This window comes from Psychrobium sp. nBUS_13, from assembly GCF_051201665.1.
Lineage (GTDB): Bacteria > Pseudomonadota > Gammaproteobacteria > Enterobacterales > Psychrobiaceae > Psychrobium.
The window spans coordinates 1517238-1537597 of record NZ_CP179210.1 but is presented as its reverse complement, the minus strand read 5'-3'; the positions used below and the strand labels follow the sequence as shown (position 1 = coordinate 1537597).

General features: G+C 41.4%; 9 protein-coding genes. 5 read left to right on the top strand and 4 right to left on the bottom strand.

Annotated features, from left to right (window positions below; genetic code table 11):
- Positions 1-43: 43 nt before the first annotated feature.
- From recD to recC, 3 genes are read right to left on the bottom strand one after another with little or no spacing between them, the layout of a single operon-like run.
- Positions 44-2158, bottom strand: a complete 2115-nt coding sequence (gene recD / locus ACMAZF_RS06960; protein ID WP_435276681.1) for an exodeoxyribonuclease V subunit alpha — start codon at positions 2156-2158, stop codon at positions 44-46.
- Positions 2155-5790 (bottom strand): exodeoxyribonuclease V subunit beta, encoded by a 3636-nt coding sequence (gene recB, locus ACMAZF_RS06955; RefSeq protein ID WP_435276680.1) that lies wholly within the window; start codon positions 5788-5790, stop codon positions 2155-2157. Before recB ends, recD begins: the two co-directional genes overlap by 4 nt.
- A complete protein-coding gene (gene recC / locus ACMAZF_RS06950; protein ID WP_435276679.1) occupies positions 5777-9187 on the bottom strand; it encodes an exodeoxyribonuclease V subunit gamma in 3411 nt (1136 codons plus the stop codon). The genes recB and recC overlap by 14 nt, the downstream gene beginning before the upstream one ends.
- A 284-nt stretch (positions 9188-9471) precedes the next feature.
- On the opposite strand from recC, the gene ACMAZF_RS06945 reads away from it, so the two are divergent.
- The 3 genes from ACMAZF_RS06945 (at position 9472) to ACMAZF_RS06935 (ending at position 16558) form a co-directional block, all read left to right on the top strand.
- Entirely contained in the window at positions 9472-13509 is a 4038-nt protein-coding gene (locus ACMAZF_RS06945) for a response regulator (RefSeq protein ID WP_435276678.1), read from the top strand.
- Between the two features lie 3 nt (positions 13510-13512).
- Entirely contained in the window at positions 13513-14358 is an 846-nt protein-coding gene (locus ACMAZF_RS06940; RefSeq protein ID WP_435276677.1) for a CheR family methyltransferase, read from the top strand.
- 67 nt (positions 14359-14425) lie between these two features.
- Positions 14426-16558, top strand: a complete 2133-nt coding sequence (locus ACMAZF_RS06935) for a two-component system response regulator (protein WP_435276676.1) — start codon at positions 14426-14428, stop codon at positions 16556-16558.
- 60 nt (positions 16559-16618) lie between these two features.
- Here ACMAZF_RS06935 and ACMAZF_RS06930 read toward each other — a convergent pair whose 3' ends face one another.
- Positions 16619-17302, bottom strand: coding sequence for a thiol:disulfide interchange protein DsbA/DsbL (locus ACMAZF_RS06930; protein ID WP_435276675.1), 684 nt, complete (start codon positions 17300-17302; stop codon positions 16619-16621).
- Between the two features lie 195 nt (positions 17303-17497).
- On the opposite strand from ACMAZF_RS06930, the gene fabV reads away from it, so the two are divergent.
- Positions 17498-18697, top strand: coding sequence for an enoyl-ACP reductase FabV (gene fabV / locus ACMAZF_RS06925; protein ID WP_435276674.1), 1200 nt, complete (start codon positions 17498-17500; stop codon positions 18695-18697).
- A 209-nt stretch (positions 18698-18906) separates the two neighbouring features.
- Positions 18907-20097, top strand: a complete 1191-nt coding sequence (locus ACMAZF_RS06920; protein WP_435276673.1) for an amino acid aminotransferase — start codon at positions 18907-18909, stop codon at positions 20095-20097.
- Positions 20098-20360 lie beyond the last annotated feature (263 nt).

The window sequence follows — 20360 nt, the reverse complement described above, 5'->3', positions numbered from 1 at the left end:
ATGCAGGTTTTATCCACGGTCTAAATTCATGCAATTCCAAAGACTACGGGCTTAGACCATGAGTATTAGCGCCAGCAAGCAATGAAGAAAGCCCACTAAAGCGTTTAGTCTGCTCTAGTGCCATTTTTTGTAATACGCCAGCATTAGAAAAAATCTCAACCGATTTTTTAGCGCGAGTAATACCGGTGTAAAGTAATTCTTTTGTCAAAATCGGCGACCATGAATCCGGTATCGCAATGACAACGCTATCAAACTCTGAGCCCTGAGATTTATGAATTGTCATGGCGTATACGGTATCGTGACTTGGTAATCGTGATGGCAAAAAGGACTTAAGACTGCCATCTGCCATTTTAAAATACACTCTGTTTTGCGTCAACTGACGTTCATCACCTAAAGGCGGCAATACAATACCAATATCGCCATTAAATAATTGCAATGAATGATCGTTACTGGTGATCATAATAGGTCGTCCGACGTACCATTGGCCTTGATTGAGCGCAATTAATTGATGTTTAGCAAGCTGCTGTTCAATTTTCTCATTGAGTGTCTCAATGCCAAGTGGTCCATTACGGGTTGGAGACAGCAACTGAAACTGACCAAATGCCGCTAATAACCCAGCAACGTCTGATTCATTGTCTATTGCACTGGCTTGATTTAAAAAGTCTTGATAACCCAAAGCCGCCAAAGTCACCACGGCTTTTTGTGATTTGTCCTGTGTGTGCAGTGAAATATCATCAAACCCCTGTGACCACACTGATTGTAGCGCGTTGATATCACTGTTATTCACGGCTTTTGCTAATACGCCAATGCCAGATTTTTCATTAAATCGATAACTTTTTTGCAGTAAACACAAACAATCGTCTATCAAGGTATGTTGCGTTTGCTCTTGGCACACCTCATTAATGGCAAACCCAGTTTGTTGTGATAACCAATTTTTGGTGCCTTCACTATAATTAGGCCCGTTGGCAACACCCTGACAAATATCGGCAAATACAGACCCCGCCTCCACCGATGATAATTGATCTTTGTCACCCAATAGCACTAGCTTGGTATGAGGTGCAACAGCATCGAGTAACTTACTCATTAAACTAATATCAATCATTGAAGCTTCGTCAACAATGAGTACATCAACATGTAATGGATTGGCGCCGTTGTGTTTAAAGTCTTGACGGTGAGCAATCACTCCTAATAACCGATGGATAGTACTCGCTTGTGTCGGAATTAATGACTTTAATTCATCATCAATAGTTAATCGGTGCATCGCGCCGCTTATCGATTCAGTTAGTCGCGCAGCCGCTTTACCCGTTGGGGCGACAAGCTCAATCGTCAATGATTGCTGGTTGGCGCTCGCGTGTTGCACCAACAGCGCCAATAACTTGATAACCGTTGTCGTTTTACCCGTGCCAGGACCACCTGAAATGACACTAAACTGTGCTGCACTAGCTTGTGCTACGGCTACTTTCTGCCAGTCAATGCATTGTTGGGGTAAAAACTGTTGATATAACTCATTTAACTCTGCTGGAGAATCTACATTTGCAAGGTATTGCGCCAATAATTGATTGTCGACACCGATATCTTCTCGAAGATGAAAATAGTCGCTACAAAAGTTAGTGAGTTGCAGCCCTTGCTCTTTTAATTGCTGAAGCTGACGCCAGCAAAATGCCATGTCCACATCAAATAACGATGACAACGCAGGTTCGATATCAAGCGTTGTAAATTGAGTTGCACGCGCTGTTAAAAAACGGCTAATTTGTTGCTCAAAGTGCCAATAACGTTGCAAATAAAGACGGTGTTCGTTAACCATTAACGGCGCATTTTCACCAACACTACTACTCACTGATAATGCTGTTGCCATATCAGTATGCCATTGACTAGCACTGGTATTTGCTGCTTCTAATATCGGTGATAATAAGGCGTGGCGTTCGTACTCAGCAATATCAAATAAGATATTGAGCCTATTGTTATCCAGCAGTACACATACATGTCCCTGTCCTGATTGGTAACTGGCGATTGCAGCGGCTAGCACAACAAGTGGCTGCGATTCGAAGCGCGCGATAAATTGCGCAAATTGATAATCGAGGATCCTAATTTTTTTATGTCGCGCTAGTGCCTCTAATGCCGTAAGTAAAGGTTGCGAGTTTTCTAGACTGTGACTCATGACAACACCTCATCATTAAATAAGGCATCTAACTCTTCAATAAGCGATTTTGATGGTCGGTTATAGAAAATGCCCTCATCTAATTGACTGTTTTTATCCATGCCTCGTAAGAACAAATAAAAAACGCCGCCAAAATGTTGGTCAAAGTCATAATCAGCCATGCGAGACGTCAACAAACGGTGTAACGCTAAACTGTAAAGTTGGTATTGAAAGTCGTAGCGGTGATCAATCATTGTTTCAGTCATCGCAGCCATCGAATAATCGTTAATGCTGTCACCAAGGTGGTTAGACTTATAATCAAGTACATAATATTTGCCATCTGCAACAAAGAGTAAATCAATAAAACCTTTGAGCATGCCCTTCACATCATTAAAGTTTAGTCCGTGAGCTTGCTTTGATAAAGGATCATGTTTGCCTAGACATTCGTTGAGTGCTTGACAATTTAGTGAGGCGATTGGCATAAAAAACTCCATTTCTACCTGCTTATCTGCCATCGACAATTGGGATAATTTAAATTGTGGCGGTAAGCTGCCATAATTTAATGGTGTATTTAAAACATTATCAATTAGGCGTTCTAACACCCCTTGCCAATGTACATCAAACTCACTTTCTTCTAATAATTGGATGACTTTATCGCTAAAGACTTGCGGATCTGATTCACTAAAATCGATTTCTTCAAATAACGTATGCAAAAATGTACCGGCGTGGGCGCCACGGGGAAAACTAAATACCGTTAACTCTGTTTCTTCATCAAGCATTGGCTCTTGTACATTAGCGAGCGCTTCTTCCCAATAAATCGCCAGCGTCTCAAGACTCGCGTCAACGTCACTAGGCTCATGACTATGGCTCGACTTTGACAATGCCGAATAACTGGTAATCCAATAATTATTTTCGATGTCACTATCAAAATGGCGCGCGTTCAACGTTGGCGAATCATCTTGCTGTGCATTTTGAAAAACAGGCATTTGACTGAGCATTAGCGTACTCGTTGTAATGGCTTGATGTGTTGACGCAATTTCATTTAATCGTGCACTTAACTCTTGGGCATTAGTGACGGCGCCGTTTAAATACAGATAACCAATAGCGCTATGGTGTAAGTCACTCGTTTTTGCTTTGTTGGCTTGACCGCTTTTAACCGGAGCAAAGCCGAGCCATACATGATGTACAGCACGTGTAATCGCAACATAAAACAGTCGTAAATCTTCTGCAAGGCGCTCTTTATCAGCGGCCTCAAGTGCTTGTTCACCAAATTTTAAATCTACTAACGTTTGATCGTTTTGATGATAAATGGGTTCTTTAGTCACTCTAGCACTACAAATAAAGGGTAAAAAGACCAGGTTATATTCAAGGCCCTTTGATTTATGAATAGTGACGATTTGTACTAAATTTTTGTCTGATTCTAAACGTAATTGCTGCTCTTGGTTTTCTTGTTCAGCGTTGTTCATTTGGTCGCTAAGCCAATGCAGCAATGCGTGCTCACCAACAATCTCTAAACTTTGTTGCTGTAAAATTTCACCCAAATGCATTAAATCTGTCAATTGACGTTCACCGTCAGCTAAAGACAATAACTGGCTAGGCAATTGATGTTGGTGCATAAATTCACGCAACATTGCTAATACACCAACGTGCTGCCAGCGGCCTTGATAATAGTGACAGTCATCGACTAACTGTTGCCAACGTCGCTCATCGTTGTTCAAGCGTTCTAATTGCTCAAGAGATTGCGCCATTAAGCCTGTCGCCATTGCACTGCGAATTGCACGTCCATCATTTGGATTGGCAATGGCGTGCAGCACGCGCCAACAATCTTTAACGATAACACTGCCAAAAATACTTTGGCGGTTGGACAAATACACGCTAGCAATGCCTTGTTGGGCCAGTTGCGTTTTAACTAATTGCGCTTCACGTCCGGTTCGAACCAATACAGCAATATCACTAGCTTGCACTGCCACCAGCGATTCATTATTTCTAAAGCCAGCCTTGCCTTGTTGTCCTTGACTAAGGAGCGTATTAATTTGGTTTGCACAGGCTAGCGCCATTTGCGTCTGATAGTCACTATTAGACAGGGTGCCATCACAGGGCAATAACCACTGTGTAATCGCATGTTGCTCTTGTTCATCAAGAATAAACGTCGACTTATTGGGCACTGAGTTAACGGGGGTAAAACCGATATCATCACGATAAATAAAGGGGGCATTTGATTGTTCAAATAAGCTATTAACCCCATCAACCATCATCGGTGTTGAGCGATAATTAGTGCCTAGCGTGTAATGATTTTTTACCATTTTACGCGCTTTAATATAGGTAAATATATCAGCGCCGCGGAAACTGTAGATAGCTTGCTTAGGGTCACCAATCATTAATAAACCCGCATCACTTTGCTGGCCATAAATAGTGTTAAAGATCTGATATTGCATCAAGTCCGTGTCTTGAAACTCATCAATCATTGCCAGCGGGTATTGCCCGCGTATTTTTTTCGCTAAGCTATCCGCTTGCACACTGATCTCACCATCAAGTGCGTGGTGTAAATTAGTCAGTAAATCGTCAAAAGATAATAGTGATTGTTGTTTTTTATGATCGGATACATGAGCGCGAGTATACGCAATAGCTTGCGCTAAAATAGCGGGCTTTAAGTTAATATCTTGCGTTAAAAGCTCATTAACTTGGCTAAAGATATCCAATGATGGCGCAGCGCCCTTCTTGGTTTTTTCATGCAATAGCGCGACATCAAACCGTGCTAACGACTCAGGTACAATAATTGATTGTGTGGGTTGCTGCGCCCATTCGGTAATCAGGCCAATCCATTTAGGCACATTTCGACTACTATAACTACGCTTATCGACACCTGACTCTTTGATATGACTTTCAATGTCTTGGTACGCCGCTAGCCACTGCTGTTTAAATCTATCTACCGATTGCACAATATCGTTGATTGACTGTGTTAATGGCTTATCGGCTAATGGCGCTTGAATTGATAAGTAGGGATCAGATAAATAGCGACTAATGTCTTTAAGTAATAATTGAGGTGACGCCCACAAACTGTCCACCAGCTTGGCAAGCAATAAATCTTGCGGCTGGTCAGTGTTGTAAAAATGTTGGCGCCAAAAGTCTTCAATCGCTTGCGTGCGTATCGTCGCTTGTTCAGTAATAAATTGTGTTTCAAAATAACTACCCGATTCAAAGGCATGTTCTTTAAGCATCCGCTGACAAAATCCATGAATCGTAAATATTGCCGCTTCATCCATCTGTCGGACGGCATTAAGCAGCAAGTGTTCAGCTTGGTGGTGATCTTGATATTGTTCAAGTAATTCACTAATTAATGGATCATCACTAAATCCAGCAATAAATGCTTGGCGGGTTTGCACAATGCGCGCGCGGATCCGGTCTCTAAGTTCACTCGTGGCCGCTTCAGTAAAGGTTACCACTAGTATTTCATCGACACTTAGTGGCCGTGGGTGTGCATTTTCAGCGCCATGGCCCAGTAATAAACGTAAATATAAGCCAGCAATGGTATAGGTTTTTCCTGTTCCCGCTGATGCTTCAATCAATCGTTCTCCAAACAGGGGCAATGTCATGACATTGAGCTGTTGCGCTGTTGTCGTCATATTACTTTCCAATTCACTACTCTCCATCATCGATGGCCTCCAACAGTTGTCGCACAGGCAATAATATCGCCAGTGCAATATCAATCATCTGTTGTTGTGATTGTTGCGATAAACCATCAAATGACCCACTTGTCATACATCGCTGAAGATAAGGATCTTCCCCTTCACCTGCCATGCGCACATTGCTGTTATAGCGATCTTTAAAAGCACGATGCGCTTTGTCGAGTGATTTTTCATCATCAACTAAATCGCCTGTTTCTTCCTGATAACGTGCTTGAATATACTTCCAGCCACTTTGCAGAGCTAACGGCAAAGGACTAGCTAATCCATCACCATAACAAGTCACTAACTCAGTTAATCGCGCCAATGCATCTTGGGGGGAAATAGCGTTAAACAACCATTGGCCATCTTGTGCAAATATTTTCATTTGCACTTTTGGCTCAGTTGTAACAACGCAAAAACACAAGAACTGAACATAACAATCAACGAAGAACTTGGCATTCGCCTTGCCGGGCTTATAAAGTATCAACGTATGTCCATCATAATGCCCCTTTAACCAACCTTGAATATGAAAGCATTGTTGATGTGCTTCAATGGCAATATCAACCTCAATGTCGGGACTAGGGCGGGCAATATAAGGTTTGATTTGCTGCGCTAGTGGCGACATCGCTTGTTGTTGTTCATCAAGGAATATGTCGGCAAAATGAGCATGAGGTAAAACGCCCATGCCTTTGATATGTGACTGCGTGTTTTGTTGCGCGCTATGTATATAACCTGCCAACAGCCGTTGCTTAACGTCATAACTCACTAAGCCATCCGGTGAAAAAGGCTCGCTGTCATTGAGTTCGCCATCGTCATCTGAAAAGTAAATCCCTAAACGTTGATTAAAGAAAAATTGAGCAGGATGTTTCACAAATCGCGCTAATTGCTCAATGGAAATCACCGTATTATCAAAAACCTTTGCCAATGATTGCTGCGACAAGTTTTCATTAACTTGATGACTCGTTAGCGCCCCTAACCAATCACGTTGATACGAGAAGTAACTACTATCCTCTTGATAATAGCTTGGACTAAATGGGGTTAGTGGGTGCTGACAAATCAGTTTATCAATAATGCGCTTGCTACATTCTTGAGGGCTTTGTTTCTCATCACCCACGAGCTTGTATGATAAGGCAATATAATCGGTTAATTCATTAATAAGAACACTCGGACATCGTTCACTATTGTCCTTAATGCTGCGGCCACAATAACTGATGTAAAGTTTCTTCTGGGCACTTAACATGGCTTCTAAAAATAAATACCGGTCATCATCGCGTCGACTTCTGTCGCCCTTTTGATGATTGCTTGCCATTAAATCAAAGCCAATTGGCGCAATGCTTCGCGGATAAACGCCATCGTTCATGCCCAAAATACACACGACTTTAAACGGCACAGAACGCATTGGCATTAAGGTACAAAAATTAAGTTTACCGGCTAAAAATCGCTGGCTGGCAGAACCTGCATCGAGCTTTCCAGAAAGATGCGCAAACAATACCTCATGGCTAATTTCTAGCTCAAAATCAGCCAGCAATAATTCTTGCGTCAATGATTCTAAAGCCTGATGAATAATACTTAACTCATTGTCATATTCTATCGACGATTGATAAAACTCAGTTAACATTGACTCAATTAACTCACGCCACTGGGCGATCGTTTTATCACCATCTAACGCTTGACTAAAGCGGGTGATAAGTTCGACAAAATAACTTAACTGCCCCAAATTTTCAGCCGCTAATCCGACAGTTTCTGGATAGGCTAGAATGCCCTGCCACAAATTAACGTCATCGCTATTTAATGGATCAGACTCTTGCTGACTGTAGCCTTTGAACATCCGATTTAATCCAAACAGCCAACTATTGGTATAGACGCCTTCGTCACCGAGCCCTTGGCGGATGCCAGATTCGTCAATCCAACGCTTCAATGATTCAATATGTTTGGTATCTAATTCGAACTGCGCCATGATGGCAGGTACTTCAAGCAAACTAAATAATTCACTGGCCCCTTTGCGCAAATGCGTTAAAGACATCAAGCTCAGAAAACTCAGGAGAATAGGAAATTCTTGTGTTGCACTGCGATCTGAAATAGAAAAATCAATATAGTGATGGCGATGTGAAAACACCGCTTGAATATACGGACTATAAGCGTTGACATCCGGCATCATCACAACGATATCTTTTGGTGTTAATTCAGCATCGTTTGCCAACATCGCTAAAATTTGATCCCGCAGCACTTCAACTTCCCGCATCGGGCTGTGACAACTGTGAATAGAAATTGAGTCGTCATCATGCGCGATTACGCGGCGTGGATTTTCTGTTGCTAGATGTTCTTTGGTGCGCGCAATGAACGTACTGTCTTGCAACTCTAAAATATCGTCATTAATAAAGTCTAATAACGATGTTTGTTCACTCGGTACGTAGGCATCTATTTCTTGGGCTTCTAATTCTAACAACAAGGCCAAATTATCACGCCCTAATTTCCCCATCGAGGCGAGTATTGGATTTCCTACCGCTAGCTCACCAAGCGCATTAAATTGCGACTCTTCTAGAAGCTGTGGCACGTGATTAACAGTCGATTGTTCACTAAAGTCTTTTACATTCAATTGTTGAAACTGTCTTTTACTGAGCTTAGCCAACCAACGCTCATCAACGATGTCTCCCCAATAATGCTGACACGGATTGTTCAGAAAAAAGTGAACATCGATATGCGATGACATCATTTTTAATGCTTGAAGATATTTCGGCGGTAATGCTGAAATACCAAACACAAAAATTCGTGTTGGCAAGTGCGCCTTAGTCGTTGGGTTTGCCAGCGCTTCAATTAAATGTTCGTATAAGTTTGCGCGATGATAATGACTTTGGCCGCTGTCTGTGATGACCTCAAATAACCGCTTCCACAAAATCCCTTGCCACGGTTTATCTCGACACGACGTAAAATCTCCCTCTTGCCACGCTTCAATCCATTGCGGGCGATAAACTAAATACTGATCAAATATATCCGCGATTTTATAGGCAAGTTGATAGAGCTTTAACGGTTCATCATCGTGCAGGTAATGAGAGAGTTCACTAAACGCGTCATCGTCAAGATAACTGGGTAGCAATTTAATAATTTGCCACGCCATCGCATCCTTATTAAAGGCACTGCGTTCAGGTACATCAGGGAGTAAGTCAACAAAGGTTTGCCAGATAAAACTTGCAGGCAGTGGAAACGTCACATTGGCACAGATCCCAAAATCTTTAGCGAGCTCTAATTTTAGCCACTGCGCCATGCCGGGACTTTGTACTAATACTTTCTCAGACTCAAAGGGATTAGGCAAAGGTTGTTGTCTAATAATATGCGCTAAGATGCCCTTTAAAACATCCAGTTTATTTGAGTGATAAAGTCTAAACACATATCCTCTGTTAAGTCACTGATTGGAAAGCTTAGATTATCTATGAAAGCAAGCTAAAAAGACAATGTTACTGGCCAATAAAAAATCTAGTGTTCATTAGTTACACTCATCTTTTTTTATGATATGTTGGATTTTTGTCGTATGTTACTCTCATAAATATATTTAGCGTTAAAAGGAATTAAGATGTTTAAGAAGTTGTTAGCTAAAGGGTTACAGTTAAATAATACCAATAACATGATTGCTAAATCACTACAGAAAAAATCTTGAATCAGGGACTTATTTAGATGAAAAGAATTCAAGATAAACTGTTGATTCTATTAATTTTGGTTGCATTGCTGCCAACTATTATTACTGAATTCCTCACGTTTCAGTCAACACGAAGTGAACAAATAAAGCAGACTTTTGCCGAATTAGACGCCACACTTTCACACCGATTAACGTTGATTGAGCAGCTATTTTACCGAGAAATTGGCCAAGCGAATACACTTGCTAAGTCACCGCAAATTATCGACCAAGCCATTATTTTTAATGATCCACTTAAAGCTGATGACGTCATAGCAGACGACATTGAACAATACCTCATTAGCATTAAAGATAAAGAACACCTTAAAAACATCTATTTAGTTAATACCACTGGCGATGTTAGATTTGCGACAGCGACCACCGACGATGTAGGCACTAATATTTATACGGGCCATTATAATGGTTCAACCATGGCAACATTAACCCAAGATGTTATTCGCACTAAAGCGGCTCAACATTCTAAATTTGAAGCTTATGAAGCGGATGGCAATAGTTTTTCTGCATTCATTGCTCACCCGATTATAAAAAATGACATCATGCTTGGTGCAGTGGTATTTCAAATTTCACCGCAAGTTTTAACCTCTATTTCAGCGGTTGATGCCACCTTAGGCGAAACAGGTGAAGTGATTTTAGCCTACCTAAAGGGCAACGAGGTTCAGTTTTTATCAGATCGACGCTTTGCTCAAAAAAATGCTAAGCCATTAACCATAGAGCTAAATGCTGACATGAGTCATGCGATTCAACGCGCTGTTCAAGGAAACTCAGGACAGGGTGAAACCTTTGATTATCGACTAGAAAAAGTCGCTAGCGTGTGGCGTTATTCACCTAAATACAATATTGGTATTGTAGTGAAAAAAGACATGGTGGAAACCATGGCCAGCATCACGGCGATGCAAGTATCGATTTACGTCATTATATTTGCGATCGCAATTCCATTAGTCATTTTCTCCTACATGGTCGCTCGACATTACACCCGCCCTATCATCAGTATGGTGAACTCCACCAATACCATTGCCAGTGGCGACATAGAGCAAGAGTTAGAAGTCACTTCACAAGATGAAATTGGGCAACTTGCCAGCTCCATCAATGAAATGTCCAATCATATTAATCAAGCATTTCAGAATGAAGAAGCAGAGCGCTGGTTACAAGAAGGCATGGTAAAACTGTCTGAAACCATGCGTGGTAACCAAATAAGCACTGATTTAGCAGACAACATCGTTTCATTTGTTTGTAGTTACCTTAATGCTAAAGTTGGCTCGCTCTATATTGTAAAAGATCAAGAGCTTGAATTGGCCGGCGGCTACGCATTTGTCCCTCACTTTGCTAATCAAACCATAGAATTCGGTGATGGTTTAATTGGTCAAGCAGCTATCTCAAAGGCAGTCATGACCATTGACGATTTACCAGAAGATTATGTCTCAATAAGTTCAAGTATGGGTGAGATATCACCACAAACATTGATTATATTCCCATTAGTCAAAGATGACGTTGTCATCGGCATCATGGAGCTGGGCTGGTTAGACAAATCACATCCTGAAGCCTATCGCTATGTGGAAGCAATAACAGAATCTATTGCTACCGCGTTAAGTGTGTCAGAATCGCATCAAAAATTACAAGAGCTGCTCGACCAATCTCAACAGCACATGGAAGAATTGCAAGTGCGTGAGGAGGAGCTACGCGCCATCAATGAAGAAGTTGAGCAACGCTCTACGCAACTCGCCAACTCACAGAAAAAACTAGAACAACAGTCACAAGAACTTCAAGCGACGAATGAATCGCTCGAGCATAAAAATACTGCCATTGAAACAAAGAACGCAGAAATTGAGAAATCACGTCAAGAAATCACTGAAAAAGCAGATCAACTAGAAGCATCTAGTCGATACAAATCTGAATTCTTAGCGAATATGTCCCATGAACTGCGTACACCACTTAACTCTATGTTGATTTTGTCGCGAATTCTCGCGGACAACGAAGAAGGTAATTTGGATGATGACCAAGTAGAATCGTCAAAGGTCATTCATCGTAGTGGCCAAGAATTATTGTCACTTATTAACGACATTTTAGACTTATCAAAAATTGAAGCTGGCAAAATGGAAGTCTTGTATGAGGCATGTAACGTACGAGATATTACCTATGAACTCAACGGACAATTTAGAGCAATTACCAACGAGAAAGGCCTGAAATTCGACGTTGAAGTGAACAGTGAAGTTCCGGCAGAAATGGCAATTGATGTTCAAAAAGTACAACAGATTTTGAAAAATTTATTGTCAAATGCAATCAAGTTTACGGAAATTGGCGGCGTAAAATTAGTGGCTAATTACGCACCAGCAGGTCGTAAGTATTCGCAAGATGTACTCAATGAAAACCCAGTGCTAGCCATTTCGATTGTTGATACAGGAATCGGCATTTCTGAAGAGAAACAAAAAGCTATCTTTGAAGCCTTCCAACAGGCTGACGGGTCAACAAGTCGTAAATATGGTGGTACAGGTCTTGGCTTAACAATTTCACGTCATTTAACTAGCCTAATAGGCGGTGAATTAGGTGTTGAAAGTATACCTGAACAAGGCAGTACATTTACGCTTTATATTCCAGTGAAAGATGCGGTAGAAAATACAGGGGAAGAAGATGAGCCGCAAATGATTTCATCGGTTCCTAGTGCGTTATTGAGTGCATCGATGCCTCATTCGATTACACCATCGCCTACGTCACAACCGGCTGTGGCGGATACATCTCCAGTGCCTTCGATAGCTGAAATTAAACAAACGATCCAGCCTTCAAACAGCGACAACAAGGTTGTCGTCATCATTGAGGATGACGTTAATTTCTCTAAAGTATTAGCGACACTCGCTAAAAAATCGGGCTTTGATTGCGTATTAGCGAGTACCGGAGCGCAAGGAATTAGTCTTGTTAAAGAACACAAGCCCTGTGGCGTAATTCTTGACCTAGGGCTACCTGACTTGCCTGGCGCTGACATTCTCGATATTTTAAAAGAACAACCTGAGACTCGTGACATTCCAGTACATGTCATCTCAGGACACAACAAAACAAACGAACTTACAGACAAGGGCGCTGTTGCCTTCCATCAAAAACCAATTGCAACACAGGATATTCGAACCTTGCTATTTAGCCTTGTTAAAGAGTCACCAAACCAAAGTGATCAGCAATTAATCGTATTTGACCAAGGCGATTCAAATGCTGAAATTGATTTAAAGTTTTTAGATAATACCGCAATGAACGTCACCACGGTTAACTCGCTTGATGAACTGTCTCATAATTTGGGGAACGCTGGTGATATTGTCAGCGGCATCATTATTAAAACGAGTCAACTCTCTGAATTCCAACTCACTTGGTTAAGCGACAACTATCAGTTTAATAATGAGTCTAAAATTTCCGTCATTGTGTTTGTCGATGCAGATCCAACGCAAGAACAGATCACTACCCTCGCCCAACTCGATTACCATGTAATTATCGACGGCGCTCACTCAAACGAGCGCTTACATGACGAGGTGCTACTGTTTTTATCAAACGTTGACACCAACGAGCCAGCGGCACCATCAACACAGAGTACGCAGTCCATGGCACCGGCGCCAACACCGCCACCAAAACCAGCGAATACGAATAACACCGAAGCGAGTTTTGAAGGCTGCGAAGTGCTCTTAGTCGATGATGATTTACGTAACACATTCGCCCTCTCTAAAGTGTTAAAAAAACAAGGGATGAAAGTTACCTTAGCAGACAATGGACAAATGGCTTTAGAGTGTCTTGAAGCCAATAGTGCCATCGATATCGTATTGATGGATATTATGATGCCAGTAATGGATGGCCATGAGGCAATGCGCCAAATAAGATTACAAGAAAAATACGCTAACTTACCGATTATTGCCCTAACAGCAAAAGCGATGCAGGAAGACAGACGTAAATGCGTCGAAGCTGGGGCGAGTGATTACCTGACCAAACCTGTAGACATAGACAAACTCATTGCCATGATGCGAGTTTGGCTATATCAAGAAGTGACGTAACCTGTGTCAGAAAAAGTGAGTGAAAGTAAACTGTCGACCAGTGATGAGATTGAATATCAGTTAGTGTTGCACGCAATAAAATTAACATACGGTCATAATTTTGATGATTATGCCCAAAAATCATTAAAACGCCGATTAGAATATCATGTTGAAAAATATGAATTCGAAAGTCTAACAGACATTATTAAGCCGATAGTGCATGATGAAGCGTTTTTTGAAAACTTGTTAAATACCGTGTCAGTTCCCGTCACAGAAATGTTTCGTGATCCGCTATTTTTTAAGACATTACGAGAAAAAGTCCTACCGCTATTGAAAACCTATCCTAGCGTCAACATTTGGCATGCAGGATGTGCGACAGGTGAAGAGGTTTACTCAATGGCAATTATGTTGGAAGAGGAAGGACTCTACGACAATTGCAATATATACGCGACTGATTTCAATGCTAATTCATTGAAAATAGCGCAAAGCGGCATTATTAATTATGGCCGCATGCAAAAATACACTGAAAACTACTACCTCGCTGGCGGTAAACAAAGTTTTTCAGATTATTACGACAGCCATGAAGATGGCATCGTGATGGATAAAGAATTAACGCGCAATGTGACGTTTGCAAAGCACAATTTGGCCAGTGACAGCGTATTTGGTCAATTTCATCTGATACTTTGTCGAAATGTGATGATTTATTTCGGTAAATCGCTGCAAGAAAGCGTCTTTTCACTATTTAGTGAAAGTATATTGCCGTTAGGATACCTGTGTTTAGGTAGCCATGAGTCACTTGATTACTCACGGGCCCTGACACGCTATGAAACCGTTTTTGATAAACATAAGATTTATCGTAAAAAGCAGTAGTTATAGCCTTTTATAGCTAAAAGGACTTAGTCAAATAACGGATATTTGTTAAATGAAGGAATTAGCCATGGAACACCAGCGACCGAAAATATTACTGGTCGATGACAGACCAGAGAACTTGTTTGCATTGGAGCAAACATTGAAGCCGCTCAATGCTTCTCTCACCCGCGCCATCTCGGGAGAAGAGGCGTTGTCTCAAGTTCTCCGACAACAATTTGCATTGATCTTAATGGATGTGCAGATGCCTGGCATGGACGGCTTTGAAGCGGTGAGTCTAATGCGAGACTATGACGACACCAAAAATGTGCCAGTCATTTTCGTCACTGCAATTTCCAAGGAGCGCCAGTTTGTTGAGCAAGCATATGAATCAGGCGCGGTAGATTACTTATTTAAACCCATTGCTCCTGGTGTGCTATTAAGTAAAGTAAAAGTATTTTTAGAGCTTGAAAAACAACGTATTGAATTAGAAGAAGCCGTTCAAAAAAATAAAAAAATGGCGGCGCACAACGAAACAGTCCTTGACTGTATCACCGAAGGAATTATTTCATTTAACAGCCAAGGTATTATTGATTGGGCAAATCCAACTGCGCTGCGGTTGCTTGGTATGACTCTGCCACAGGTAGCCAAATCAAAGTTATTTGATTTATTTCATCTTGATCAAAAACAGCCACCGATTCAATGGGACGATTTTACTCAAACTAACGAATCAGGCTCACACGCCCAAATTAGAAACTGTGATTATTTATTAAAACGTCAAGACTGCACCACTTTTCCGGTTGAGTTTTCAATGTCCGGATTCACTGAACACATTCAAGACGGCGGTGTATTTTCATTCCAAGATATTACTGAACGTAAGTGGGCTGAAGATGAGCTTATTCGTTTGGCACAAGAAGACTCGTTAACCCAATTGCCCAACCGTGCACTCTTCCATGAGTTTTTACGCGTTAGTCTTCAAGAACGAGTCCGTGACAATGGTAACTTAGCTTTGCTCATGCTCGACATGGATGACTTTAAACGTGTTAATGACACCTTAGGGCATGATGTTGGTGATAAATTACTACAATCGGTGTCAGCTCGTTTAGCAGAATGTTTACGCCAAGGTGATTTAGTTGCCCGTCTGGGTGGTGATGAATTTGGCATTATTCTACCTGTAATTAGAAAATCTGATGACGCAGGACGCGTTGCTAACAAAGTATTGGAGTCCTTCAAAAAGCCTCATCAACTCGGTAGCTGCACCCTAACAGTTGGCGCAAGCATTGGTATTACAACCTTCCCTGAAGGTGGTAAGGACATAAAAGAGCTTATCAAATCTGCAGATACTGCGATGTATCATGCTAAAGGTACTGGTCGAAACAATTTCCAATTCTTCTCTCGAGAAATGCAAGAACGAGTACTTGCAAAAGATACCCTTGAAAAAGAGTTAATTATTGCACTTAAAGAACGTCAATTTGAAAGCCATTACCAACCTAAAATCGCTTCAAATGGTGATTTAACTGGGTATGAAGCGCTAGTTCGCTGGCAGCACCCTACACGAGGAATGGTATTTCCTGATGATTTTATCGAGCTTGTCGAAGAAACGGGACTGGTCGTTGAATTGGGCAAACAAATGCTTGAAATGGCATGTGCCCAAAATAAAAAGTGGATTGATGAAGGCATTGTCGCTGAAAATACGACAGTCGCGGTCAATGTATCAGTTAGACAACTCAGTGAAAAATCACTGGTAAAAACCATTCAAGACGTATTGGCTCAAACCAATCTACCGCCTGAGTGTTTAGAAGTGGAAATCACTGAATACACCATGATGAATGATGTCGAGCATGCGATTGTCGTGCTAACACAATTACGTGACTTAGGCGTAAAAATCGCGATTGATGATTTTGGTACGGGTTATAGCTCACTCACCTATTTATCAAAACTACCACTCAATACATTAAAAGTTGATCAGTATTTTGTAAACGGTATTGGCGAAGATCCCGGTGATGAATCGATTGTAAAAGCCACTATCAATTTGGCCCACAGTTTAAATTTACAAGTGACCGCTGAAGGTGTTGAAACCGATGAACAACGTCAATTCCTCATTGCCAACAAAGTCAATTACTTACAAGGGTACTTTTTCTCGAGGCCGCAGAGTTCGAGTAATTTAGAGCAATGGATAGTGGAACAAAACTTTTCTAATATTCCGCAAACGCCGGTTATTTGATAGCAACAAAAAAAGGCGCTTAATACATTAAGCGCCTTATGAAAAAACAATCAAACAGCGTTACGGATTCGTCAATAAAAACGCCACAAGTTTATCTAATTGCTTTTCGGTCGTCATACCGTTTTCTTTCGCTGCTTTTGGCACATTAGACAACAACACACGGTACTTATCATTAACAATAAAATCTGGCGTAAAACGTACTTTATCATCAGAGGCTTTATTCGCCATGGCGCGCACTACATCGACGGTTTCTTCGCTATTCATTGTATTTTTAAACGTTTGAGCATCAACGCCTAAGGTCCCAAAGATGTCACGTAATTGAGCGTATTCACCAAGAAACTTTTCTTGCACAAAATGACTATCAAAAACCGTTGCCACAAATACCTCTTCCACTCCTAACTTCTGCGCTGCCGCAACCCCAAAAGTCATTGTTTTTCCCCAATCAGGGCGTTGTGATGGCAAGAAAAGCACATGTGAACGTTTAAAGGCTACGTCTTTAGCCAACGAGCTTTTTAGCGACTTAATTAATGGTTCAGTGCTATAACAATGGTCACAATATAAAGAAAAGTGCTCGATGATCTGTGGGCTCTTTGATGGTGTTTTGCGCACCACTTCATAGTCTTTTCCCAATTGAAAACTAACAGCAGTCTCTTTAACAGTTTCTTCAGCAGACGGTGAACACGCGATGGTGCCAGCGAGTAACACCATTAAAGAGCTCGCTTTAACAACTTTTAATAACGACATAAATTTCTCGATTTTAATAAATTCCGCCAAATTCTAACCCACCAGCTACTATATAACCAGCGTAATAACAGCGCTAAGCGCGTTGATTTGGAAAGAAATTAACTAATCAGAGCAGCCACTTCAAAAAAATGCTGTATAGTAGCCAACAATTTCCAAAACCCACATTAATCTAACCAAAAGATAAGAGTTAAATCGATGATTATTAAGCCTAAAATTCGTGGTTTCATTTGTACGACCACTCACCCAAAGGGTTGTGAAGCTAACATTCTAAATCAAATTGAATTCACTAAAGCGCAACCAAAATTACAAGATGCCCCAAAAAACGTATTAGTCATTGGTTCATCAAGTGGTTACGGAATGCCTTCTCGTATCAGCGCTGCATTTGGCGGCGGTGCCAACACCATCGGTGTATTCTTTGAAAAAGAACCAACAGAGCGCAAGCCAGGCAGTGCCGGTTACTACAACGCAGCAACATTTGATAAAGCAGCGACAGATGCAGGCTTATATGCAAAAAGCTTTAACGGCGATGCGTTTTCTCACGAAGCGAAAGCAAAAGTTATCGACGCCATTAAAGAAGATTTGGGCCAAATTGACCTGATCATCTACTCACTTGCCGCACCTGTACGTAAAATGCCAGAAACTGGCGACATCGTGCGTTCATGCCTAAAACCAATTGGTGATACTTACACATCTACGGCGATTGATACCAACAAAGACACCATCATCGAAGCGTCAGTTGAACCAGCAACAGAGCAAGAAATCGAAGACACTATTACCGTTATGGGTGGTCAAGATTGGGAACTTTGGGTTAATACACTTCACGAGGCAGGCGTATTAAGTGATACGTGTAAAACTGTTGCCTACAGCTACATTGGTACTGAGTTAACATGGCCTATCTATTGGGACGGTGCACTTGGTAAGGCAAAAGAAGATTTGGATCGCGCAGCGACAGAACTTAACAACAAACTATCAGCAACTGGCGGCCAAGCAAATGTTGCTGTGTTAAAGAGTGTTGTAACACAAGCAAGTTCAGCCATTCCTGTGATGCCACTATACATTGCAATGGCGTTTAAAATCATGAAAGAAAAAGGCATTCATGAAAGCTGTATGGATCAAGTGTTCCGCTTATTTAGCACGCAATTATATAATGGCGGCAGCGAAGTAAACGTTGATGACAAAAACCGTTTCCGTCTTGATGACTGTGAATTACGTGACGACGTACAACAAGCTTGTCGTGACATTTGGCCACAAGTAACAACAGAAAACCTGTTTGACTTAACGGATTACGCTGGTTACAAAAAAGAGTTTTTACAACTCTTCGGCTTTGAAGTTGACGGCGTTGATTACGACGCTGATGTTGACACCCTTGTCGACTTTGACGTTAAAGCAATCTAACCCTGCTTAATCGTTCTTTAAAACCTCAATCGGTATTACTGGTTGAGGTTTTTTATCGTCATTTTTTCTTTACACACCACTTCACAACACCCCAACAAAATATTTCAACAATTGATTCAATAAACGGTGTTCACCACCGCAAAACTACGTTAGATTAGCTGCATCGAATTTATTACGGCATTACGCCTATCTCAATTAGGAAAATCACTATGTTAGAGCAATTATCCCCTTTGCCTGCCGATCCCATTTTAGGGCTCCTAAAGGCCTATGGTGAAGACACCAACCCACAAAAAGTTGATTTGGGTGTCGGCGTTTTTAAAGATGACAATGGACACACTCCTATCTTAGATTGCGTAAAAACTGCGGAGCGTCAACGCACCGATACAGAAATGTCTAAAATTTATATTGGGCCAACCGGTGAAGCGGCATTTAATGAACACATGACCCAATTAATTTTTGGTCAACACCAAGCCGTTCGAGATAATCGAGCGCGTACCATATCAACACCTGGCGGTACGGGTTCACTGCGCGTTGCTGGTGAGTTTATTAAAGCCTGTAAACCTAATGCGAAAATTTGGTTATCAAACCCAACATGGGCAAATCACAATGGCCTTTTTAGTGCTGCTGGGTTAACCATCGAGTCTTATCCTTACTATAATTACGAATCAAAATCCCTCGATTTTGATGCCATGCTAACAACCCTCGCGGCAGTGCCAGCGGGTGATGTTGTATTACTCCACGCATGTTGCCACAACCCAAGCGGTATGGATCTATCAAAAGAGCAATGGCAACAAGTCACCCAACTTGCCAAACAAAACGGTTTTACACCGCTCATTGATATGGCCTATCAAGGTTTTGGTTTAGGATTAGACGAAGACGCCTACGGCCCTCGCCTTATGGCTCAAGAACTTGACGAATTATTACTATGTAGCTCTTGCTCAAAAAACTTTGGGCTCTACCGCGAGCGGGTTGGTGGTTTTACACTGATTGCCAAGGATCCTGCAACCGCAGATGTAGCTCACTCAGTCGTACTTTCAGTTGTTCGTAGCATTTACTCAATGCCACCTGCACATGGTGCCGCGCTAGTAAGCACTATTTTGTCTAATAGCGATTTAACGGCGCAATGGCACGACGAGCTTACCATCATGCGTGAGCGCATTAGCAACAATCGTCATCTGTTAGTCGACGCACTAAAGGCAGTTGGCGTAGAGAGAGACTTTAGCTTTATTACCAAACAATCAGGCATGTTTTCGTTTTTAGGTATAACCCCTGAACAAGTTAGCACCTTAATCAGTGATTACAGCATTTACATGGTTGATTCGAGCCGAATATCTATTGCGGGTATTAGTAAAGACAACGTCAAATATCTTGCGCAATCTATCGCCAAAGTCATTGCGTAACACTAACAAAAGTTGATCTTGATCACACAAAAGACACTAAGTGAATTTAGTGTCTTTTTATACAGCCACCCCCAATAAGATATTTAACTTAAAACAAACAAAAACCCAACAAACCAACCTGACCAGAATTAAACTCCTGTTTAAATATTCATTGCATTTTTCTTTCATATTTTTCCAGCAAAATCGAAATCCCCTACTACAGTTAGTGCTAATACCATTAATTGCATTAAATATTTGCCCACTTGTACTTGTTAAAATTAACT

Bases quoted from the DNA above. Each gene is read 5' to 3' on its own strand.
- ACMAZF_RS06935 (WP_435276676.1), top strand. From the start codon at position 14,426: ATGGAACACCAGCGACCGAAAATATTACTGGTCGATGACAGACCAGAG.
- ACMAZF_RS06920 (WP_435276673.1), top strand. From the start codon at position 18,907: ATGTTAGAGCAATTATCCCCTTTGCCTGCCGATCCCATTTTAGGGCTC.
- ACMAZF_RS06930 (WP_435276675.1), bottom strand. From the start codon at position 17,302: ATGTCGTTATTAAAAGTTGTTAAAGCGAGCTCTTTAATGGTGTTACTC.
- fabV (WP_435276674.1), top strand. From the start codon at position 17,498: ATGATTATTAAGCCTAAAATTCGTGGTTTCATTTGTACGACCACTCAC.
- recB (WP_435276680.1), bottom strand. From the start codon at position 5,790: ATGATGGAGAGTAGTGAATTGGAAAGTAATATGACGACAACAGCGCAA.
- recD (WP_435276681.1), bottom strand. From the start codon at position 2,158: ATGAGTCACAGTCTAGAAAACTCGCAACCTTTACTTACGGCATTAGAG.
- ACMAZF_RS06945 (WP_435276678.1), top strand. From the start codon at position 9,472: ATGAAAAGAATTCAAGATAAACTGTTGATTCTATTAATTTTGGTTGCA.